17 protein-coding genes are annotated in these 24311 nt (G+C 33.3%); 6 read left to right on the plus strand and 11 right to left on the minus strand.

Annotated features, from left to right (window positions below; translation table 11 throughout):
- The first annotated feature begins 129 nt into the window (after nucleotides 1-129).
- The 4 genes from BM024_RS09365 to BM024_RS09380 all read left to right on the plus strand — a co-directional run bounded on the left by BM024_RS09365 (nucleotide 130) and on the right by BM024_RS09380 (nucleotide 5738).
- The gene (locus BM024_RS09365) at nucleotides 130-2871 is read left to right on the plus strand and encodes a TonB-dependent receptor (protein WP_090679572.1); all 2742 of its coding nucleotides are present in this window, start codon (nucleotides 130-132) and stop codon (nucleotides 2869-2871) included.
- A 125-nt stretch (nucleotides 2872-2996) separates the two neighbouring features.
- A complete protein-coding gene (locus BM024_RS09370) occupies nucleotides 2997-4163 on the plus strand; it encodes a hypothetical protein (RefSeq protein WP_090679573.1) in 1167 nt (388 codons plus the stop codon).
- A 112-nt stretch (nucleotides 4164-4275) separates the two neighbouring features.
- Nucleotides 4276-4620: a T9SS type A sorting domain-containing protein gene (locus tag BM024_RS09375; RefSeq protein WP_090679574.1), complete on the plus strand. Its 345-nt coding sequence runs from the start codon at nucleotides 4276-4278 to the stop codon at nucleotides 4618-4620.
- A 137-nt stretch (nucleotides 4621-4757) separates the two neighbouring features.
- Nucleotides 4758-5738 (plus strand): LuxE/PaaK family acyltransferase, encoded by a 981-nt coding sequence (locus tag BM024_RS09380; protein ID WP_090679576.1) that lies wholly within the window; start codon nucleotides 4758-4760, stop codon nucleotides 5736-5738.
- 59 nt (nucleotides 5739-5797) lie between these two features.
- On the opposite strand, the gene gldC is transcribed toward BM024_RS09380, so the two are convergent.
- Both gldC and gldB read right to left on the minus strand, forming a co-directional pair.
- Nucleotides 5798-6133: a gliding motility protein GldC gene (gene gldC / locus BM024_RS09385; RefSeq protein WP_090679578.1), complete on the minus strand. Its 336-nt coding sequence runs from the start codon at nucleotides 6131-6133 to the stop codon at nucleotides 5798-5800.
- Nucleotides 6133-7116: a gliding motility lipoprotein GldB gene (gene gldB / locus BM024_RS09390; RefSeq protein ID WP_177190198.1), complete on the minus strand. Its 984-nt coding sequence runs from the start codon at nucleotides 7114-7116 to the stop codon at nucleotides 6133-6135. The genes gldC and gldB overlap by 1 nt, the downstream gene beginning before the upstream one ends.
- 52 nt (nucleotides 7117-7168) lie before the next feature.
- On the opposite strand from gldB, the gene nadE reads away from it, so the two are divergent.
- Nucleotides 7169-7975 (plus strand): NAD(+) synthase, encoded by an 807-nt coding sequence (nadE, locus tag BM024_RS09395; protein ID WP_090679580.1) that lies wholly within the window; start codon nucleotides 7169-7171, stop codon nucleotides 7973-7975.
- Nucleotides 7972-8430, plus strand: coding sequence for a hypothetical protein (locus BM024_RS09400; RefSeq protein ID WP_090679581.1), 459 nt, complete (start codon nucleotides 7972-7974; stop codon nucleotides 8428-8430). Before nadE ends, BM024_RS09400 begins: the two co-directional genes overlap by 4 nt.
- Here the strand turns inward: BM024_RS09400 and dnaG are convergent.
- The 9 genes from dnaG to BM024_RS09445 all read right to left on the minus strand — a co-directional run bounded on the left by dnaG (nucleotide 8427) and on the right by BM024_RS09445 (nucleotide 23938).
- Nucleotides 8427-10415 (minus strand): DNA primase, encoded by a 1989-nt coding sequence (gene dnaG / locus BM024_RS09405; protein WP_090679583.1) that lies wholly within the window; start codon nucleotides 10413-10415, stop codon nucleotides 8427-8429. The genes BM024_RS09400 and dnaG overlap by 4 nt on opposite strands.
- Before the next feature lie 36 nt (nucleotides 10416-10451).
- Complete coding sequence (locus tag BM024_RS09410) at nucleotides 10452-11654, minus strand: carboxypeptidase-like regulatory domain-containing protein (RefSeq protein WP_143077750.1); 1203 nt, start codon at nucleotides 11652-11654, stop codon at nucleotides 10452-10454.
- A 10-nt stretch (nucleotides 11655-11664) separates the two neighbouring features.
- Nucleotides 11665-12750, minus strand: a complete 1086-nt coding sequence (locus tag BM024_RS09415) for a hypothetical protein (RefSeq protein ID WP_090679646.1) — start codon at nucleotides 12748-12750, stop codon at nucleotides 11665-11667.
- Nucleotides 12740-13390, minus strand: coding sequence for a hypothetical protein (locus BM024_RS09420; RefSeq protein WP_090679587.1), 651 nt, complete (start codon nucleotides 13388-13390; stop codon nucleotides 12740-12742). The genes BM024_RS09415 and BM024_RS09420 overlap by 11 nt, the downstream gene beginning before the upstream one ends.
- Nucleotides 13372-13938, minus strand: a complete 567-nt coding sequence (locus BM024_RS09425; protein ID WP_090679589.1) for an RNA polymerase sigma factor — start codon at nucleotides 13936-13938, stop codon at nucleotides 13372-13374. Before BM024_RS09425 ends, BM024_RS09420 begins: the two co-directional genes overlap by 19 nt.
- A 462-nt stretch (nucleotides 13939-14400) precedes the next feature.
- Complete coding sequence (locus tag BM024_RS09430; RefSeq protein ID WP_090679591.1) at nucleotides 14401-15381, minus strand: polyprenyl synthetase family protein; 981 nt, start codon at nucleotides 15379-15381, stop codon at nucleotides 14401-14403.
- 59 nt (nucleotides 15382-15440) lie between these two features.
- Nucleotides 15441-16481 carry a dual-specificity RNA methyltransferase RlmN gene (gene rlmN, locus BM024_RS09435; protein ID WP_090679593.1) on the minus strand — a complete coding sequence of 347 codons (1041 nt, stop codon included), beginning with the start codon at nucleotides 16479-16481 and terminating at the stop codon, nucleotides 15441-15443.
- Between the two features lie 302 nt (nucleotides 16482-16783).
- A complete protein-coding gene (locus BM024_RS09440) occupies nucleotides 16784-18385 on the minus strand; it encodes a fumarate hydratase (RefSeq protein ID WP_090679594.1) in 1602 nt (533 codons plus the stop codon).
- A gap of 216 nt (nucleotides 18386-18601) precedes the next feature.
- Complete coding sequence (locus BM024_RS09445) at nucleotides 18602-23938, minus strand: choice-of-anchor J domain-containing protein (RefSeq protein ID WP_177190199.1); 5337 nt, start codon at nucleotides 23936-23938, stop codon at nucleotides 18602-18604.
- Between the last annotated feature and the right edge of the window lie 373 nt (nucleotides 23939-24311).

The following is a 24311-nucleotide window of genomic DNA, read 5'->3' on the forward strand; positions in this document are numbered from 1 at the left end:
AACATGGAGTTTACAATTATTTAATATAGTAACATTTTCATAATACGTTAGATACAAAACGATAAACTGCAAGTAACTGCGAGTTCATAATAGGAAGCTTCCTTTGCAATAAAATTTAACAACTTACACATGAATTTTAAAGTATTAGTAATCGCTCTTTTTTCATTCTCAGGAATCTGGGCTCAAAGTTCCAAAATCAAAGGAAAGCTAGTAGACAATGACAATCAAGAAGGATTGCCTTTTGCTACCATTAGTATTAAAAATAGTGCAATTGGTGCTAATTCAGACTTAGATGGAAATTATCTGTTAGAAATACCTTCTGGAAACCAAACTATAGTGTATGATTTCTTAGGTTATCAATCAAAAGAAGTTGTAGTAAACACGAAAAATGGAGAGATTAAAGTTTTAAACATAAACTTACAATCTGACAGTTACGAATTAGAAGGTGTTGTAATACAGGCTACTCAAAACAGAAGCAAAGAATCTGCATTACTTGTCGATCAACAACGCTCACTTGAAATAAAACAAAATATAGGATCTCAAGAATTATCTAGGAAAGGCGTAAGCAATGTAGCTGCTGCAGTAGCTAAAACAACAGGAGTTTCCAAACAAGAAAGCAGTGGTAGTATTTTCGTAAGAGGTTTAGGAGACCGTTATAATACGACCTCATTAAATGGACTACCAATTCCATCTAATGATCCGGAGAACAAAAATATCTCTTTAGATATATTCTCCACCGATATTGTAGAATACATTTCTATTGACAAAACGTATTCTAGTAGAAATTATGGTGATTTTGCTGGTGGAAACGTAGACATAATCTCTAAAAAGCATAGCGGAAAACCATTTATTGACTTTTCAATTGGATCATCAGTAAATTCAAATGCAGTTCAGCAAGACCCATTCAGATTACTATCAGATAGAAGCTTCTTTGGTTTCTCTGACAACAAAATACCTAACAACCCTTTAAACTCATATTCCTTCACAAATCGCATCGCTAATGAAAACAAAGCACCGTATGGATTTAACTTCGGAATAAATACAGGAGGGACTTTAAATATAGGAAATGAAAGTCAATTAAATCTATTTGGAACGGCCTCTTTCGAGAACAACTTTAAATACAAAGAAGGTATAGCAAGAACTGCGCAAGCACAAGGTTCATATGAAAAAGACCTAACGTTTGAGTCTTTCAATTACAATACTACTACAACTGGAATGTTTAATGCAGACTATATTATTAACCCTAATCACAACATTAAATATAATTTCCTTTTCATAAATGACACCTCTGAAAAAAATGAAGAATATACAGGTTTCATGAGAGATAAAGCAGAAGGAGACAACAAAGCGTTTCTAATGCGCCAGACATATAAAGAAAACACATTGATGACACATCAATTATTAGGAAACAACAAATTAAGTGAACAGTTCTCTTTAAACTGGGGAGCTTCATACAATCAAATCACTGGAGACACTCCAGACCGTATGCAATTTACAACAAGAACAACTGATTTTAAAGACTATAAATTTGTTACAAACTCTACACCAGACAACCACAGATACTATGATCATCTGGAAGAAACAGAAATAGCTGCAAACATTGCTTTAGATTACAAATTTGCTAAGAATGAAGATCAATTATTCGATGGGAAAATTACCATTGGATATAATGGACGTAATAAACAAAGAAACTTTGAAGCTACACAATTCAATCTTAATATAAATAGAGATTACAGAAGTACAATTGTTGACCCTAGAAACCTAGACAGTTTTTTCAACGCTGAAAATTTCGAAAAAGGATACTTTGACATTGAAACATTTAGAGGAGGTAAAAACACAGTAGGTGCTTTAGAACCACAAACATATGAAGGAAACATGAATATTCATGGTGGTTTTGCAATTTTAGAATATAAATTAAATCCAAAACTATCTACGGTCTTAGGAGTAAGATTAGAACAATTAACTCAAGAAGTTACATGGAAAACACAGTTAGACAATGAAGAAACCAGTGATAAATTTGACAAAACTGCATTTTTACCAAACCTTTCTTTAAAGTACGAACTAAACGATAGAAACAACCTTCGTCTAGCGGCTTCGAAAACTTATACACTACCTCAATTTAAAGAGAGAGCTAGATTCATTTATGAAGATGTTACCACAGTTAAAGTTGGTAATCCAGATTTATATCCATCAGACGACTACAACTTGGATTTAAAATGGGAGTTTTTTCCTATAAACGATGAAATTGTATCTGTAACTGCCTTTGGAAAGTATATTCAAAACCCTATTAATGAAATTGTAATGGCTTCTTCTTCTAACGATATCACATTTGCAAACACAGGTGATTTTGGATATGCAGCAGGTATAGAATTAGAATTAAGAAAAAACATATTTGAATTCAGTGAGATAAACACTAACAAATTAACTGCTGGACTGAATGCCGCTTATATGAAAACACATCAAAAATTAGACAATGAGAAAATCACTAAGGAAACTAAGATTAGAGCATTATTCACCAACGAGACTTCTAGTTTTACAGGAGCATCAGATTTCTTAATGAATGCCGACATTACTTATATTAAAGAGTGGAAAGAAAAAAGTTTAATGGCAACACTAACATATGCTCATTTCTCAGATAAGCTGAACTCAATCGGAACAGAACGAAGTGGAAATCTAGTAGACAAATCATTTGGAACTCTAGACTTCATTCTGAAAACAAAATTTACAGAAAACTTCTCAATCGGATTAAGTGCTAAAAATTTATTAGACCCAAGAATCAAAACAGTACAAGAAAATCTTAATCAAGACATACTCGTTAACTCTTATAAGTTAGGAAGAGATTTTAGTTTAAGCTTCAACTATTCTTTCTAATAACTGTCCTTAACAATTGAGTAACAAATCAATCACAAACACATAACCATTTGTTTATAAAGGGGTAACGTACAAAAAAAAACATATTTGGATATTTGTATCAAATCATAAAAGAAAAAAAGAAAATGAAAAAACAACTTAGAAACGGATTAGCAATCGCATTATTAGCAACAACAATAATTAGCTGTAGTAGCGATGATAATGGTAATGGTCCAATAGATCCTCCAACAGGAGTAGAAGTAAATCCTGATGATTTTAGAGGAGAATTTACGAATCAAAAAATAGAATTAGACGCAAGTAAAATATACCGATTAAAAGGAAAAGTGATAATAGGAAAAGGTAGTGAATTAATCATTCCTGCTGGAACAAAAATAATTGGAGAAGGAGGAACATCTGCCTATATCGCTATAGCACAAGAAGGAAAGATATTTGTTAATGGCACAAAAGAAGCACCAGTTGTGATGACGGGAGTGGAAGCCAAAAGAGGTAACTGGGGAGGTCTAGTAATCTGCGGTAAAGCCCCAATCAACAAAGGAACTACAGCAACAGCAGAAGTTTCAGACTTAACGTATGGTGGAACAGATGCAAATGACAGTTCAGGTTCTATTCAGTATTTAAGAATTGAATACGCAGGAGCAGCTTATAACAGTGAAAAAGAGTTTAATGGAGTATCTTTCTTTGGTGTAGGTAGTGGAACTAAAATAGAATACGTTCAAACTTATGAAGGTTCTGACGATGGATTTGAATGGTTTGGTGGAACAGTAAACACAAAATATCTTGTGTCTACTCATAATGATGATGACCAATTTGACTGGACTGAAGGTTGGAATGGAACAAACGAATTCTGGTTTTCAAAAGAATCAGGTGTAGCAAACAGAGGAATTGAAGCAGATAACAACAGTAAAGACCGTTCTGCAGCTCCAATCGCTAACCCAACAATCAAGAATATAACATTAGTTGGTTTAGGGTTAAATACACCTTCTGAGTTAACAGAAACTCAAGGGATGAAACTAAGAGAGGGAACAAAAGGAATCATTGACAATGTTGTTTTATCAAATTGGAAAACAGGATTCGATGTTGAGCACGATGAAACACTTGCAAATGTTGCTAACGGTTCTCTGAAAGTAACAAATGTTAGATTTGATAACGTTGAAACAAAATCTAAAGGAAAAAACACAGCTAAAGAAACTGTAGATGTAAGTGGTGTTTTCACAGAAAAAGCGGATGCAAGTGGTGCTGGAAACGGAGCGCAAACACCTGAATGGGCAAAAGGTTGGACGGTAGGTCTATAGTCTAAAAGCACAACAATATGTTAAAAGGTCGTTTACAAAAACAAGTAAACGACCTTTTTATTTTTTTTATACTCAAAAAAACTATACATTTATCATTATTAAAATTAAAACGGTGAACAAAAACTACTTCTATATTCTATTTCTATCGATTTTCATCAGTTGCTTTAGTATTCAGGAGAGCATTGCACAAACGCAACTTCCTTCAACTAAGGCTTCAGAAAATATAGATGGATTAAACATTTATCCTAATCCGATAAGTGATGGAAGGGTATATATTGACACCAAACTCAATAACACAAAAGATATCTCACTATATAACGTGTTGGGCAAAAAGATTCTCTCAACGACCATAACTGGAAGAGAGTTAACTTTACCATACAATATAAGCCCTGGTATATATATAATTTCAATCAAAGAGAAGGAAGCTACAGCTACTAGAAAAATTGTAATTAAATAAAATTCGTCAATTTTAGATTTTTTTAAATTGTTGGCTGTCAAATTTGACAGCCTTTTTTTTATCTACTTCCATTATTTCTAGAAACTTTACCTAATCGAACAAGCAATTAAATTTGTATTTTTGACAAAAAACTCATCGTGTTCAAAGTAGAAGATATTTTTCAGATAAATAGTAAAAAGGAATTTCAACGAATTACTATGAAAGTCTATCGCTTCCAATATGAAAACAACGCTGTTTATAAGCAGTTTTGCGATTTATTGAAGCGTACACCTGAGACTGTCAAAAACACACTTGACATACCTTTCCTACCAATAGAGTTTTTTAAAAGCAAAACCATTATAAGTAGCAATTCTCCTATACAAACTACCTTTACTAGTAGTGGAACCACTGGAATGATTACCAGTAAGCATAACGTTGTTGATTTATCAATATATGAATCAAGTTATTTAAAAACTTTTTCTCAATTTTATGGAAACATTGAAGACTATGCCGTTTTAGCATTACTCCCCTCCTATTTAGAAAGAGAAGGATCTTCTTTGATTTATATGGTTGATGACTTGATAAAAAGTTCTAATCATCCTGACAGTGGTTTTTACCTACACAATTACGATGAATTAGCTAAAAAGCTAATTGACTTAGATAATGAAGGTCAAAATGTATTGCTTATTGGCGTTACTTACGCTCTATTAGATTTGATTGAAAATTATCCCTTCAATCTCAAAAACACCATTATAATGGAAACAGGTGGAATGAAAGGAAAGAGAAAAGAGATGATACGTGAAGAGTTACATCAATTACTCTGTAAAGGATTTGGAGTGTCTAAAATTCATTCAGAATATGGAATGACAGAATTGCTATCACAAGCTTATTCGCTAGGAGATGGGGTGTTTGAATGCCCGCCTTGGATGGATATAATCATTAGAGATACAGAAGATGCTCTCTCTTTTGTTGACAACGGTAAAACTGGTGGAGTAAACGTAATTGATTTAGCAAACATATATTCTTGTTCATTCATAGCAACACAAGATTTAGGTAAAAAACACAATAATCAATCATTTGAAATATTGGGAAGATTTGATCATTCCGACATAAGAGGATGTAACCTTATGGTAGTATAGATTTATAATAAAAAAGCCCATTTGATATCAAATGGGCTTTTTTATTACAAAGGAAATCTTTATTTCATTAACTCTAACTTCTCAGCAAAGTAGTCACAGAAATCGCGCATAGTAGCCGCCATTTTATCTTCTTCTGTCGCTCGTTCAAAAGTGTCTGCCATAGCAACCAAAGTTTGATGGAAGAATTTCTTCATTTCATCTACGGGCATATCTTTAGTCCACAAATCAATTCTCAAAGTTTCTTGCGTGTTGCTATCCCAAACAGACAAAAGCATTGCCTTGGAATCTGCCATATCAACTCCTCCATCTTTCGCACTCCAACGCAATTTTTCAGGTACTCTATTTTCGTCTAACTCTACCTGAATCTTAATATCCGAAACGTGTTTTTTACTCATTATTTCTTAGGTTTATATCGAGATTTTTCAAATAATTCTTTCGCTTCTATATTAAAAAGCTCCTGCAAAGTTACATTATTATTCTTCATATACGAACGAACAATCTGCCATCCTAACCAAGACCCTGTTCTTCCAGGAGAAGTTGCGTCTATTTCTAGATAAAATTTAGAAAATGGACTAGGCTGCAAAAACCGCACTTGTAACTTAGGATCTGTATCAAAAAGCAATTTTTTTTCTATAAAATAACGCCACATTTCTGATTCATTTGCAAAACACCATTCTATCTGATCAGGAGTATAAGAAATCAAATCACCTTCCTTTACCTTAGGCAATAGTTGCTCTTTTGCATAAAGTATTTTTCCCTGATAAATCATTTGAGATAAAAAATTACGGTCTTTGGGTTGCTTCAACTTAGTCAACAAAAAGCTTTCCGCTAAATCAGGTAAAATTTGTGATTCATTAAATGCTCCTCTCAGATATTCAGGAAACCCTTTATAAAATTGATGATCCTCTCCTAAATAAGTATCCAAAGAGATTAATGATATAGAATCCGCATAAATTGCTTTTGCTGTCACATCTACTTCTGAAATTAAAGTAATTACCTTCTTAGGGTTTTCATTTGGATAAAAATACTTAACATGCTTAAAGAAAAGCTCTAAATCACTTGGCAACGAACCTAAATCAGCATATTTCTTCTCAACTTCCTCATAAACTTCTTTAAACAAAGTATCTGATTTCTTCTCTATCCAAAAAGCATCATCATACTGCTCAGGAAACAAATAAGGATACGTCTTTTTCAAAACACCCATTTCTGAAACTGGTGTATTATAAAACAATTGATCAAACCTTTCGATGCTAATTTCCACTGGTACTTTAGCAACTTCAGAATCAATTGTATCAACATCCTTACACGCACTTAAAAAAAGAAGAGGCATAGCAAAAACCCCTAAATATATTTTAGTAAATTTGGACAAAATCTTCATAGTTCTTTTAAAAATTAATACTTACAAATATAACATAGAAATTGAACTCTATATGAAATCCACTTCTTTTAATACGGTTAAAATAACAGAATATATAGTAGATTGGCTTTTAAACTATGCTAAGAACGCTAATGTGAAAGGATTTGTTGTTGGAATATCGGGCGGAATTGATTCTGCGGTTGTTTCTACCTTGTGTGCTAAAACAAATTTACCAACACTTTGTGTAGAGATGCCAATACATCAACCTGTTTCTCATGTCAATAGAGGAAAAGAACATATAGATTTTTTGAAAAAAAACTTTAAAAATGTTACTAGTGTCATTGCAGACCTCACACCTACTTTTGACACATTGACAAATAGCCTACCTATTGGAGAGCAACATGAAGTACTTACTTTAACGCTTGCTAATACAAGAGCTCGTTTGCGTATGACTACTCTGTATTATTTTGCGGGTATCAATCATGCACTTGTTGTTGGAACTGGAAATAAAATTGAGGATTTCGGAGTTGGCTTTTTTACCAAATATGGAGATGGAGGAGTTGATATAAGTCCAATTGCAGATTTGATGAAATCGGAAGTTTGCAACTTAGCAACTTTTTTAGATATTCCCACAAGTATAATCTCTGCTAAACCTGCTGATGGTTTATTTGATGACGACCGTTCTGATGAAGACCAATTAGGTGCAAGCTATGACGAATTAGAAATTGCAATGATAAATCATGAAAACGGAAAGAAATCGACAGACTTTCAAGGTAGAGAAAAAGAGGTTTTTGAAATTTATAGTCGATTGAATAGAATTAACCAACACAAGATAAATCCTATCCCTGTTTGTCTTATCCCCAAAACTTTAAAATCGTGAAAAAGAGTCTTTTTTTAATTTTAATTAGTAGTTTATTATTCGCTTGTAATAATGACAACAGCACAACATGTACTACTAGAATACTTCTAACAGACAATTTAGAAACAGTATATAACTGCACAAATACTACAAATCTATTAGACGTCCCAGACCTGAATGAAGACTATATAATCATTAGAAATAACGAATCCTTTCTCGAAAAAGTTACTGGTGCTTGTGTTGCTGAAATTGATTTTTCAAAATACGACATGTTGATTGGAAAGAAACAATTGACCAATGGGCTAAACAGCATAAAGTACAATATGACAATTGATTGTAATCAAAAAGTCCCAGTAGTTGATGTAACCTTTTATCTAAACGAAACTACAGAAGCCCCTAGCGTAACCTATCATGTTTTCGTTCCGAAACTTGGAACAAATCAGAATTTGAAAGTAAATTTTCATATGGAACATTAATCCATCTTTTTGAAACGAGAAGTAACTTGTCCTAACTTCTGAGAGAAACTATTAGTCAATTTCAGATAATCAACAATAAGCTCCAAGCTCTCTCTGGCTTTAAGCTCATCAGTGCTTTTTAAGTCCTCTTTGTATTGCTCAATGATTGTGTTCACTAAATACAATCTCAAAGTAAGAATCGTTTCTGTAACATATTGAGAAATCCCCTCCTCTTTAGTTTTAACTATAATATTTTGAGAATCCCATTGGTGTAAACTATCTCTTTCTTCAGCTAGAATAATCCCTGTCACTTCCTGTGCCAAATCTGCATCAAGTCGCATCAAATATTTTTCTAAATTCCATTCTTTATTCTGATTATAGAAAGCAATTAGGTCTTCATATATCGTTCTGAATAATGGATTTGTTAATTCCACCTCATCTTCTTGAAGGCTCAAAAAAACTTGTTTATAAACCTTATTAATCACTTTATGCTCAACCTCTACTACCTCTTCGTTATCATTAGTTTCTAATAATACCTCCAAAAACTGCTCCTCAGCATTTCCGTAAATCAACAAAATCTTGATAATTTCTCGTTCCAAATTATCTAATAAATCAATTTGTTGTACTTTATCCTCAGGCGATTCATAACGTACAACTTCTAATTGTTGACGCTCTTGATTAAATTTTTTATTTGCTTCTGAAACTTCCTTTTTCCCAATCTGAGCCAAAGTATTAAACAATACGTCTTCTGAGATGTCCATAATCCTAGAACACTCTTGCACATAAACTTCTTGTTTTATAGTATCGGGAATTTTTGAAATACTCACTACCATATCCCGAATTAAATCAGCCTTTTTGATAGGATCATTCTTAGCATCTTGCATAAGCAATGATGCCTTAAAACTTATAAAGTCCTTAGAATTCTCTTCGAAATAACGTTCTAAAAAGTCTAGCGAATTCTTTCTCGCAAAACTATCTGGATCCTCTCCATCAGGTAGAGCGCATATACGCACATTCATGCCCGTTTCTAAGATTAAATCAACACCTCGAATAGACGCGCGCAGACCCGCTGCATCACCATCAAAAAGCATCGTAATATTCTTAGTCAATCTATTGACTAATCGAATTTGATCTGTCGTTAATGCAGTTCCTGAAGAAGCCACCACATTTGTTATACCTGCTTGATGCATCTGAATCACATCTGTATAACCTTCTACTAGAAAACAATTATCTTTCTTAGCGATTTCTTGTTTAGCATGAAAAATACCATATAATACTTTGCTCTTGTGATAGATTTCACTTTCAGGTGAATTCAGATATTTCGCTGCTTTTTTATCATTGGTTAAAATACGTCCACCAAAACCCAAAACCCTTCCAGACATACTTTGAATAGGAAACATCACTCGTCCTTTAAAACGGTCAAATTTCTTATCGTCTTTAACTATAGTAAGACCTGTTTTTTCTAAAAACTCTAACTTATAGCCTTTTGCTAAAGCCTCATTTGTAAAAGTGTCCCAAGAATCTGGCGAATACCCTAAATCAAACCTTTTGATCGTATCTCCAGTAAAGCCCCTCTCCTTAAAATAAGTCAAACCAATCGCCTTACCTTCTTCAACATTTAAAAGTGTATCGTGAAAATAACTCTTCGCATATTCGGATACCACAAACATACTCTCCATTTCATTAAGTTGTTCTTTTTCCTCATCCGTACGTTCAGTCTCTTCAATTTCAACATTATACTTACGAGCTAAATATCGAATAGCCTCAGGATACGAAAAATGTTCGTGTTCCATTAAAAAAGCGACAACATTACCTCCTTTTCCTGAACTAAAGTCTTTCCAAATCTGCTTCACAGGAGAAACCATAAAAGAAGGTGTTTTCTCACTTACAAAAGGACTCAATCCTTTAAAGTTACTTCCAGATTTTTTTAAACTGACAAAATCTCCAATTACTTCCTCTACACGAGCAACATCAAAAACGGTATCTATGGTACTTTTCGAAATCATATTTTCTAGGCTTGGCGCAAAGATACGAGGTATATATTAATTTTTAATTTCTTCAAGCTTGTTTAATATTCCTTGCTCCTTTATACTTAACGGTCGAATATTTCTGTTCCTCCAAAACTCCGTTTTATAATTACTATTTTCATTGAAAAGACTACCTCTAAATTGTTTCTGTTTTGGAATCTCTACATTTTTAATCACAGCATCAACGATAATCTCATTCAACAAATTAACTCTATGCTTTCCTATTCTCTTAGCTGATATAGAGACATCAATAAAATCTGTACTATAAGACAGACGATAACCAAACTCCTCACTATCCAAAAACACAGCATGTCTTTCATAATCATAAACATCGACTTTAGCCAAAATCAGATTCATTGTTTCCATCTTATCCTTATACGCATCCGAAAGCTTAAATTTATATTCTAGAACTTTGGTCAAAGATTCATCAAAAACCACATATCCTTGTTCATACTTCCATCCCTTTAACCCTTCTTTAGGCTCAAACTCCAAGATTACTGTTTCCTTTCCATTTAACTCCACTTTTCTACGAGTTATAAACTCATACGAATCTGTATCTTTCAGAATTTTCTCAATCGACCCTAAATTCACACTTTTTATCAAAGCATCTCGAACATCTCCCCCAAAAACACCAATACTTTCTTCAATCTCTGCATCTTTTCCAATATCTCTAGCGCTTCTAAAAACACGATGCTCGATAACATCAGTTAAAGGTCTATTAGCAGGTTTCTTTACATAGAAATCAACAAGACCATCCGCTACATTTACTTGTTCTTTATTTACTATATTGAATTCTCTGACATAGGTTTTATACAAATCTCCCTTCTCAACCGTCTTCATAGCATTCTTCAAAGCCATTGAAAAAACATCATACAAAGGGCGTTTAAACACTAGTATTTCTTCTAACTCTATATTTAAAACTTCAAGAACAACCACCATCCCTTCACTTCCAACAAGCTGTTTTGTTTGATAATTAATATGATTAAACACCAATTCATCCCTATTGTCAACGGATATTACAAAATCTCCATCTTCATTACTTACAGTATGCTTGTTGTTTTTAGTATTAATAATAACAGCTCCTTCAATAGACTCACCATTTCCATTATCTAATATTTTCCCTTTTATTTCTTTTGTTTGTGCAACCAATGAAGCACTCAATACTAGAGCAATCATCAAGAACCACATATTGAAATTTTTTCTTGCTTTATTCATCATAATCAAAGAATTAAAAATCCATTCTAACACCAAAAGATGCCATATTCTGTTTTACTGTATTGTTTTTAAATAGAGGTGTTAATTCATATTGCGCAAACAAGCTAAACATACCATATCCAACATAAGCCCCTAATCCGTAGCGAGTTTTATTAAGTCCCAAGTCTTCTGCCTTTTCAACACGATACTTAACTTCGTCTTCGCTATAGTGGTAAATCTGTTGACCATTTCTTTTAGTCCAAGAAAAATTCACATATCCTCCAATACCTAGCCTCCAACTCTCTTCACTTCTAAAGAATGTTCTACCTGTTTTTTCGTCTATCAGTTTTGGTGTAAAATCAAACTCTAAGTACAATGGTATTTGAAATGATTGAAGATTCAAACGTGATTTTGTCAAGTCCTTTTCATGTTTTGAAATAATAGTTTGCCCGTTTTCTACTTTAAAATAGCGATGTTCAGTAGGTTTCAAACTATTAAATTCCATATTAAAGCCATACCGAAGATACAGCAAGTTATTATTCTTGAGTACTCTCGTTTTTAAATTATAACCAGCTTGAATAAAATTAGACGAAATATATCGAATGTCAGAATTAGCAACTGAACCATTAGTTACCAAATTACTCATGCCGTATATAAAGTGTAGCCGAAAAGTAGTTCTCCTCTCTCCTAATATTCTTTTGCCAACTTTGTTCTGATTGTAATAAGCTTCTTTACCAAAAACAGTATAGTATGAACTAGAGCTTACTGTGTCAAGTTCTTCTATTAATTCCCCCTTTTTAACTGCTTGTTCTACATTGTTCTGAACCAATGAAGAAAGACTATCGTTTAACTGATTGATTTTTATCTCTAATCGTTTGGTGGACTCCTGTGCTAGTTTAAATTTTTCTTCTTGCCCTACTTCATGTGATATCTTTTTACTATCAACCAAAGCGTATAGAGAATCTACTTTAGTTTTCAATATCAACTTCTCCTTAATAGTTTCGTTTTGAATCTGGATAGCAATTCTATTTACAGATTTATTAAACTCTACTACTTGTGCTCTTACTCCTATTCCAAAAAGTAAAAAACATACTGTAATGCAACTAATTTTATTTTTCATATTTACTATTTGATATATCAACTATAACTCTCTTAGCTGTTTCATAAATTTTCTGAACTTTTGTCTCTCTAAACTCCATTTCTAATTCACCTTCAACCTGGTCCAACAATAAATCAGAATCTACCTTAATCGTCGCCGTCCTAACATCTTTATCTTTTGATATTAGCATTTCATCTACACCTATAGATTCCTTTACTAACTCTTTACTTTCATCCACAGAAACCAATGCCTTTTCTTCACCAATTATATGCTCATCGATGTCAACAATCGACACTCTCGATATTTTTTCTGAAACCACCTTGACGTCTTTTTTTACATACACATCTTCTCGAGTATTGTTTTTCTCTTTTACAATTTCTTCCTCTTGGTGAACCACAGAAGGGATCGATTGAAGTAGTTCTTCCTCAATATTAATTGTATTATCCTCCAAAGAGTTAGAGGTTAAAAATTGAAATGTAAATCCACCTAACATTAAACAAGCCGCAATTGATAACCATTGTAGATATCCAATTTTTTCTTTTTGTTTCGGTTTGTGGTTATCTAACTTTTCAGACAGCAATTCCCAAGCTTGAGCACTTGGTTTTGTCTTTTTATTTTTCTGTTTATCACGCCATTTATCTTCTACCTCATTCCATTCCATAATCCCTTTTCTTTTAGATTCAACAATTGTATTTGTAGCATTTTTCTAGCTTGAGCTAATTGTGATTTTGATGTACCTTCTTGAATTTTCAACATTTTTGCTATTTCCTGATGTTTATATCCCTCAACTATATAAAGATTAAACACCATTCTACATCCATCCGGTAATTCATCAATCAAAAGATCTAAATCCTCCATAGATACATCACACTCTGACCATGTAATCGATTCATGAAATTCATGTTCTTCCAAAAAATCTAATGGCTTTTTAGTTCGAATATACGAGATAGCTTCATTCACCATAATTCTCCGAATCCATCCTTCAAAACTGCCTTTGTTTTCAAACTTTTCAATTTGCGTAAACACCTTTAAAAAAGCACTCACCATCACATCTTCAGCAAAATGAACATCTTTTATATATTGCCTGCAAACGCTCAGCATTTTCGCAGACAACATAGCATAGACCTCTTGTTGAGCTACCCGCTTACCCAATTTCAACGGCTCGATATAATCATCTAATTTCTTCTTATGTAATCTTACTATTTTCAAAAGTTTTCTTCTAATAATTGATTGAATCCTAAAATCTGTCTTTTATTATTATAAAAAACAAATCACTTCGCTTCTTATAACAATCAGCCTAAAAAATTTTATAAACTGAATACTCAATAACTCAAATCAAACTTAAAAAATGAAGTACTAGTAAAATACACTTCATAAAAAGCAGTACTAAAAATTTCATATATCTAATTTTAAATTTCTAAAGTCAGATATTATTTCCTGATAAAACAATACTTGGCCTTAATTATAAGTTGGTTCTATTATATAGACGCTAAAAGAGAAGAAATGGTTGGTCTAAAAATAAGAAAATGTGAAGAAATAAATCAAAACACTAAAAAACAAGTGATTAAATTCAAATAAAAAAATAAAATACCCCACAAAGGGATACAATGAACACTCCCGCATATTGTAATTTAACAAAATACAGGTGAAATAGATTGAAATAAAAAGAAGTTATTTTTTCCTTGCGATGACGTAGTTCACCATTAAGATAAGGGAGTCTTTATAAACAGAAGTAGGAAAATCATGTAGAAGAGCCAATGCTTCCTGTTGAAAAGCAATCATTTTGTTCTCAGCATATACTAAACCACCGTGTTCTTTAACGAAAGTGATAACTTCCCTAACACGTTTCTTATCGGTATTGTGATTTTTAACTGAATTAATTAACCATTTACGCTCTTTGGAAGTAGCCGTATTCAAAGTATAAATTAGAGGTAAGGTCATTTTCTGCTCCTTTATATCAATACCAGTAGGTTTTCCAATAGGACCATCCGTATAATCAAACAAATCATCCTTAATTTGAAAAGCCATTCCAATTAGCTCTCCAAACTTTCGCATTCGCTCTATTAGATCTGTATCCTCAGGTTTAACAGCAGCTGCTCCTAAAGAACAACATGCAGCAATTAAAGTAGCTGTTTTCTGACGAATAATTTCATAATAGACCTCCTCGGTAATATCAAGTCGTCTCGCTTTCTCTATTTGCAGTAACTCCCCCTCGCTCATTTCACGTACAGCAACAGAAATAATTCGAAGTAAATCGAAATCACCATTATCAATAGACAACAACAAACCTTTAGATAAAAGATAATCACCTACGAGTACAGCAATCTTATTTTTCCATAAAGCATTTAATGAAAAAAAGCCACGTCGCTTATTACTGTCGTCCACTACATCATCATGTACTAAAGTAGCCGTATGTATAAGCTCTATTACAGAGGCTCCTCTATAAGTACGTTCATTAACACCTTCTGAAGACACCATTTTGGCAGTTAGAAAAACAAACATAGGTCGCATTTGCTTTCCTTTCCGATTCACTATATAATAAGTTATTCGGTTCAGCAATGCCACTTTAGACGCCATAGACTTATGAAACTTTTTCTCGAAAAGTTCCATCTCCTGCAAAATAGGTTGCTTTATTTGATCTACTGTATTCATCGAAATCAAAAATACAACTTTTTAAATCGGATTAAGATTATTAGGAAAGTAAATTAAAATTAAGACTTATTAGCCAATTGTCCACAAGCTGCATCGATATCTTTTCCTCTACTTCTTCGAACAACTACAGTAATATTATTTTGCTCTAATGCCTTTATATAAGCATCGATAGCTTCTGGATATGCCTGTTGAAATTTCCCATCGTCAATTGGGTTGTATTCAATTAAATTGACTTTACAAGGAACATACTTACAAAAACGAACTAGAGCATCAATCGACTTCTTATCATCGTTAATATCCTTCCAAACAACATATTCATATGTTATTCTACTCTTAGTATGATCATACCAATATTCCAAACTCTCTCTTAATTCTTCTAGTGAAAAGTTCTTCGTAAACGGCATAATTTCATTTCTAATTTCCTCAATTGCTGAATGCAATGAAACTGCAAGTTTATACTTCACTCCATCGTCAGCCAACTTTTTAATCATTTTTGGAATTCCAGAAGTAGAAAGTGTAATCCTTTTCGCAGACATCCCTAAGCCCTCGTCAGAAGTGATTTTCTCGATTGCCTTTTGAACGTTGTTATAATTCATAAGAGGTTCACCCATTCCCATAAAAACAATATTAGAAAGAGGTCGTCCAAAGTGCTCCTTGCTTTCTTGATGGATAGTGAGAACTTGGTCGTAAATCTCATCTGGATTTAGGTTTCTCATGCGTTTAAGTCGAGCTGTAGCACAAAACTCACAATCTAAGCTACATCCTACTTGCGAAGACACACAAGCAGTTGTTCGCGTTTTGGTAGGTATTAAAACGGACTCAACAATCAATCCGTCGTGTAAACGAACGGCATTTTTAATTGTACCATCAGAACTACGTTGAATTTGATCTACTCTAATATGGTTAATAACAAAGTTATCTTCCAAAAGTTGACGTGTTGTCTTAGAAAGATTACTCATATCTTCAAAAGTATGAGCTCCCTTACCCCATAACCATTCATAAACCTGATTCCCTCTAAAGGGCTTATCTCCCTGAGTGATAAAGAAATCCCTCAGTTGTTCCTTAGATAATGATCGTATGTCTTTTTTGTCCGTTTGCATGGTGCAAAGTTAAAATATTATTTTCACTAAACCTTATAGGTTTTACAAAGCTATAAAGTTTGAGTGTTTTTTTTAACTTTGCTTATATCTAGCTAAATAATCTCCTTCTATAGGGTAGTATCCTCCAGTTACTAAGGCAACCATACTTTTTAATTGCCCCATATCCATTTTATTTATAGCTCACTTAAATATAATAATTTCAACAAAATAGCACAAACAAAACGAATAAAACCTACAATCTAAAAAACAAAAAGCCGACACTAGGTCGGCTTTTAAATAAAACAAATTAGGTTATTTGTATCTTATAAATTTTGAAAAAAGTCATTTCCTTTATCATCCGTAATAATGAAAGCAGGGAAGTTTTTAACCTTTATCTTTCTAACAGCTTCCATTCCTAACTCAGCAAAATCAACTACTTCAACACTCAAAATATTATCCTTTGCCAATATAGCAGCTGGTCCACCAACAGAACCTAAATAGAAACCTCCGTATTGCGCACAAGCATCTGTAACTTCCTGAGAACGATTCCCTTTTGCCAACATAATCATACTACCTCCTTTTGACTGAAACTCGTTCACATAAGGATCCATACGTCCAGCTGTTGTTGGCCCAAAACTTCCTGACGGCATACCCTCTGGAGTTTTTGCAGGTCCTGCATAATAAACTGGATGGTTTTTAAAATAATCAGGCATCTCTTCTCCGTTATCTAACATTTCTTTGATTTTAGCATGTGCAATATCACGTGCTACAATCACAGTTCCGTTTAACATTAAACGAGTTTTAATAGGATACTTTGTCAACTCAGCCAATACCTCACTCATAGGTCTATCTAAATCAATTTCAACCGGCGCCTCTAAATGTGGAGGTGTAGCAGGCAATAAACGAGCTGGATTTTCTTCTAATTGCTCTACAAATATACCTTCAGCAGTAATTTTACCTTTGATATTTCTATCCGCAGAACAAGAAACTCCCAAACCAACAGGACAAGAAGCAGCGTGACGTGGTAAACGAATTACTCGAACATCATGCGTAAAATATTTCCCTCCAAATTGAGCCCCTATATGCGACTCTTGGCAAATTTCTTGTAAACGTTTCTCCCACTCTAGATCACGAAAGGCTTGTCCTCCCATATTTCCAGTTGTAGGTAAGTTATCATAATATCCCGCAGAAGCTTTTTTCACCGCTGCAAGGTTTGCTTCTGCCGAAGTTCCTCCAATAACTAATGCTAAATGATATGGTGGACATGCAGCCGTCCCCAAGTCCATTATTTTTTCTTTTATAAAAGCTGTCATACTCTTTTCGTTCAAAAGAGATTTCGTTTTCTGATATAAAAATGTTTTGTTTGCAGAACCACCGCCTTTAGCCAAAAACAAGAACTCATAAGAATTACCTTGAGTAGCATAAATATCGATTTGAGCAGGTAAGTTTGAGCCTGAGTTCTTCTCCTCAAACATACTGATTGGAACTATCTGAGAGTAACGTAGGTTTTTCTTTTGATAAGTATTGAAAATACCCTTTGAAAGACTTTCTGCATCGTTTGCTCCAGTATAAACATTTTCTCCCTTTTTCCCTACAACAATAGCTGTTCCCGTATCCTGACAAGAAGGTAATTGACCTTCAACAGCCACTACAGCATTCTGAAGTAAATTGTAAGCAACAAAACGATCGTTATCAGTTGCTTCTGGATCATCAAGAATAGCTCTCAATTTCTCCAAGTGAGAAGTTCTCAATTTAAAAGAAACCTCTGTCATAGCAGTTTCTGCTAAAAGTTCCAAAGCTTCTGGAGCAACAGTTAAGATTTCTCTATTTCCTAATTTTTCAATTTTTATGAAGTCCGAACTAATTTTTCGGTATTGCGTATCGTCTTTTTGAATAGGATAAGGATCCTGATAAAAAAAATCCATAGGTAAAGTATTTTATTTTAGAGTAGTAAAATTACAAAATAGACCATTTAGAATTACTCTAAATAAAGCCCCAAGTATTTACTTAAAACCATAGATTATACTACTTCTACAAGACAAATACAGAAACACAATAATATTGTAAAAAACATACATCTAACAAAAAAGGGTTACTTCTCTAATAGAAAAGTAACCCTTTTATATGCTAACTTATAGTCATTATTTATTAATCTGTACCCATCCACTACGTGTTTCACCACGTGCAATAATTACATAGTAATAAGTTCCGTCTGGCAAAAGATTTCCACCTTTATCTTGCCCTTTCCACTCATTAGTATAACCAACTCCATAAGAATATACTTCAGAGCCATATCGATTAAAGATTTTCAAACTATAAACACCATGAGCACTTAAATCAAAAACATCATTAATTCCATCTCCATTAGGAGAGATACCTTTTTGAATAGGACATTCTTCGTACTCAATTGTAAAACTACTTTCATCTACGCATAATCCATCTTCTGAACTAGCATACACATAAAACGTTCCACCACTTTGTAAATAAGTTCCCTCTAAGAGCTTATCTCCTTTTCCATTTGGTTCTGTATGATAACTATTATTTGGTGAAAGTTCATTTAGCTTATACAACTCACATCTTAAAACCCTATCCTTAAAAACATCTGCTACAATTGGTTCTGTTATAGTAACTTTAAAAGAAACCTCTTCATAACAACCTTCTTCTCCATTTCTTTGTAGAACGAACATCGTGTGTTCTCCAGAAACATCTAATACATCCCCTGCCTTAAACTCAATTCCTGTAGCTTCGCTACCACTGAAATAATATTGATTATCCGCTAATTCAGGTAATGTATATGAAGCACAAACGAAAACATCTTCTGGTTTAACAGGAATTTCTCCACTTTCCGGATTAAGACTCAATTCAAAAACCTCAAAACATCCAGATCTTGTGTCTTCAACACGAATATAAAACTTTCTAGAAACCCCAAACTCAGAAAGTTCATAAGACGATTCTATTGGATTAACAGCTTCGATAGCTTCAACCTCTGAATTGTAGTAAAGAGTTTTATAATGATTTCTATCCACTTTCTTAAACATCTCTTCCTCCACAGAACTTAAATCAACAATCTGAGCATCAGTACTATTTCTACAAACAGCAATGTTTTTAGGAGCAGAAACCACTAATGAAATCGGAGGAAACATCTCAACTCTCACTTCACCTACTGACTCACACCCTAAGTCTGGGTATTTTACCACAACCTTATAATCTCCAGTATGCGTAACATTTAAGTTTGGACCTGTTTCACCACCTAACGCAATTCCATCTTGAAACCATTGAATTTCAGCTCTTATTTCATCTGACAAAGCGATATCTGTTTTAATCTCAACAGCTTCACCATCACATAGCGCATTTCCAGTCTCTATCAATAAGTCTTCTCCTAAATCTAAAGTCCCTAAATCAAAGCTCCCTGCATTAAAGAAAACAGCAGAAGAGTGTTCAGGTGTTGTACAAAAATCCATAACTGCAAGTTTTATACGGTATGTACGCCCTGGAATAACTGCAGTCATCGCTGACTTCATAGGCACTGTATAACCTACAAAATCAATTGGAGATTCTGCTGGCTTATCAACACCATCATAATGTTTCCAATAATATTCTGCATTTTCATTTCCACATTCAGTACCACTCATATTTGCATTTCGAATCGTATTAATACTGATTGGTAAATTTGTTCCAGGAACTTTAGCTAAATTTTCACCTTCATCTGTAGTTGTATCAATCAACCAAGCAGCAAATAAGGCTGCAACATCACATGCAACAATACAGTTTTTATGATAACTATTTGATGCAAATAAATATTCAAATTGAATAGAGTCTTTTAAAGGAACAAACTCGAATTCAACTTGAGTAACACGTTTTGTCGAATATGGTCCACCGCCTGCACTATTAATTGCATCATTAATATCTTTATCTCCAATCCATCGCTCATTATTATCTCCTCTAGGAGGATTATTATTTCCTCTCCAAGGTCCAGCTACATAATCTATTTCATTCGTTGACAATACAATTCCTTTTTCAAAAGGAAAAGAAGAGTCCCCCTTTTCAAACGCACCAAACGTATTATACTTCTGTGCCACTACTCCACCATTTCCATTTTGATAATGAACATTTGAAACCAAATCACAGCTAGAAGTTACAAAAACATCTTTTATCAACTCATCAACCGTATATTCTGTACCACTAGCACTAACCTCTAAAGGAGTAGGAGTAGTTAAGCAAAGATCAAATAGATAACTATCACCCGATTTAAATCCAAGCTTCAAATAATATTTTTGCCCTACAACTAAGTTTCTATAAACAAATTCATAATTTTCAAGCCCTAACAATCTACCACAATGTGAAGGAATTGCAGTAGTTCCTAAATTTTGACTACAGTCTTTATCATATAAAAGAGCATAAATATCCCCCCCTATACCAGAAGTTACTTCAACATTATTAGCTTGTAATATATGCATAGTTGAAGTAGCAGTAAACTCAAACCAAAGGTCATTAACCACATTAAAATAAAGACAACTTGTTGTATTAGAATCTTTATCAGAAAGTGACGCTCCAATGTTTGTTACAGACAACTTATCAACACAATCCAATGTTGGATTAACAGGTAAATTTAGAGCTCCAGTACAAAAATCATTAGGACCAATTTTTGTAATCACATTAATCCCAGTCCCCCAGTCACTATACGATTTCCCATCTTCACATACTGCTCTTACATACAAAGTATATCCTCTCCCAGCTTCCAATCCAGAAATAGTCGTTTTAGGGTCAGTCGTTACAATCTTAGTACTTATGGGTGTTGAACCAGCAGTTTCTTTATAATCGACCAGTATCACTTCCCAGCTAGTAACCCCTCCGTTCTGGTTCCAGTCAACATCAACAGAATTAGATGTTACATTATCTGATTTCAAATAGAAAGGTTCTGGACAAGTCTCTACTTTCTTTAAAATCACATTGTCAATATAAACATGTGACTCGTTTGATTTAGAGGTTACGTGCCAACTCAAATTTACATTTCCATTAATACCACTTAAAAAAACAACTTCTTCTACATAGTTACCTACTTTATAAATTTTACTTGGAACCAAAACAGTTGTAAAATCTTTAGTATCTATTCCATTCTTTGACAATAATACCTCAAATTCATTTTTCTGATTACCACCTAAATCGTTTGTAGTTTTATAGTGGTATTTTAAAACATAATCACCCCCATCTAATTTTATACCAGGAGATATTAACCAATCATTCGACACTCCATAAGTACTGAATCCCATTCCTGCATCTCCTTCATAAGGTATTTTTATTTGCTTCCACTTCCCTCCTGGAGGCACTTGATTTCCTTTAGAATCAATAACTGTCCAACATCTAATCCCTAACTCACCCGTATTAAATCCTTCCCAAAATGGTGCTTCATAAATATCACAAACCGTAGTAAAGACAAACGGTCCAGACCAAATACTAAATCCAGTAGGAGTACATTTAGATCTTACATAAAATTCGTAGTCAGTATTAGGTTTTAGATTATCACCTTTATTATCTTTTAAAATCTTATTATCAGTTTTACTGGTTTCTATTCCACTAGTTGTTGGCACTCCAGCCCCTGTAGGTTGCACAAAATATTCCCATTTAGTAGCTCCAGATTTATCTTCCCAAGAAATAACAGCTTCTTTAGACAACACATCATCAGCAGCTAATTTAATAGGCTCTTCACACCCTAAAACTTCTTCTACAAATACATTGTCAATAAAAATCTCTTTATCATTTTTCCCAGAAATTAACCATGCTAAATTAACTGTACCTGAATATCCCTTTATAAAAACATGTTCTCCAAGCCAATTCGTATTGCTATACTTTTTTGACGCAACAATTACATTAGTAAATGATTTTTTATCTATTCCTGAATCAGATAATAAAACTTGGAAATCACTTTGTCCTTCCGTACCTACTCCTATTCTATAGTGGTATTTCAACCTATAAGTTTTATTCGCTTCAAATTTTATTGGTGGCGATATTAACCAGTCATCATCTGTATTATAACTTTCCTCAAACCTTTTAAATTTTACAGAACTATCACCCTCATACTTATCTCCACCATAATTTGTAGCTGGAACTCTAAACCATTTATCTTCAAAAGAACCTTCGTATCCATCACCATTTCCATCATAAACAGTCCAACAACTCCAGCTTCCAGAATCGTTATTAAACCCTTCCCAGAATGGCGTTTCATTTATTCCACAAAGTGTTTTAAACTTATAAGGACCTGACCACATACTTAAACTTCCATCAGTACATTTAGAACGAACGTAAAACTCATAGAAAGTACTTGATTTTATATTATTTCCTGAATTATCTTTAGTTACATTAACATCTTTCAAAGAAGTTGTAACGCCGACAGTACTCTTTGAAATACTTGACCCTGCATTCTGAACTACATATTCCCATTCAACACCTAAATCGTCAGACCAATAAATGGTTGCATCATTTTGTCCTACATTTTTAACACCCAATGCCATAGGTTCTGCACAGCCTACAAACTCTTCAATATTAATATTGTCAACAAACAAATTATTACCGCTAATAAATCTCCAAGCAAGATTAACATCGCCTTTTATATTTCCAACAATAATTTTTTCTTCCACCCAAGAACTGTTACTCTCGTCCGTTTTTTTTAGTAGAACTTTCTTAAAATCATCAACCTTATCCCCAGAACTAGAAAGTAAAACTTCAAAACTGTTTTTACTCGTCGTATTTGTTCTATACTGATAAGTAATTCTATAATATTTAGTATCTTCTAAAGTGAAAGTAGGGGAAATCAACCAATCATCATGAGTAGTTTTATTATCACCAGTAAAAGCCATTGAATGTTTCCCCTCATATTTGGTAGTACTTTGTTTCCAAATATTACTTTTAGAAGTTGTTTCATCTTTATTATTATCGATTATTTGCCAACAATTTAAAGTTACAGAGGACAATTCAAAAGATTCTTTAAAAGGAATTGTCTGAACATCACACAATGTTCGGAACAAAATTGGTCCAACCCATTGACTATAATCTAATCCCGAACATTTAGCTCTAACGAAAAACTCATATTCTGTATTGGGGATCAGTGGAGTTTTACTCCCAGATAACTGTATAGCAGTATGTGTTTTAACTTTAGTTAAATTACCACTTCCAGATGGTAACGCAGATACTCCTGCAAGTTGAACGTAGTATTCCCACTCACCATTCACATCATCTTCCCATTTAAATGTTGCCGAGTTTTTAGTTATATTTTCCACAACAACCTTAGAATCAGGTGCAATACATGGAACATCCTCAAGCGTATTAAATGAGAAGAAATCTCTAATGTTTTCAAATTCGAAATTCGAAAATAGTGCATTACTATAATATTCTAATTTTCTTGTACTATCACTCTTAGCTGTCACAAACAGACTAAAAAGTGTAAAGAAAATCAACAAAATAATTAAATTGATTTTTTTCATATTATGATATTTTTTTGTTAGCTGCGCAAATCTAACTTTAAATTTTAACACGACATTATGCCTCATTGTTAAAGTGAAATGTAAAAATATATCAGCAACACCTAAGAATATTTTAGGTGTTTTAAACAAAAAAAGATATCAATACCCAACAATAGCAATATACTTAAACAAAAAGTTAAAATAAAAATCTAAAACCCATGTAAATCATATTAAAAATAAAATTTAACCATATTTAACAAATGAGATGCCTTTGTAATTTATTCACTAATAGATAACATCTCTTGCTTGATTTACTCGAAAGAGAAAACATAACAACACTATTCATATTTTCTTCTTTACAACTCTGTTAGAGTAATCAAAAAAAGGCTATCCT

Source organism: Myroides guanonis (genome assembly GCF_900114085.1).
Lineage (GTDB): Bacteria > Bacteroidota > Bacteroidia > Flavobacteriales > Flavobacteriaceae > Flavobacterium > Flavobacterium guanonis.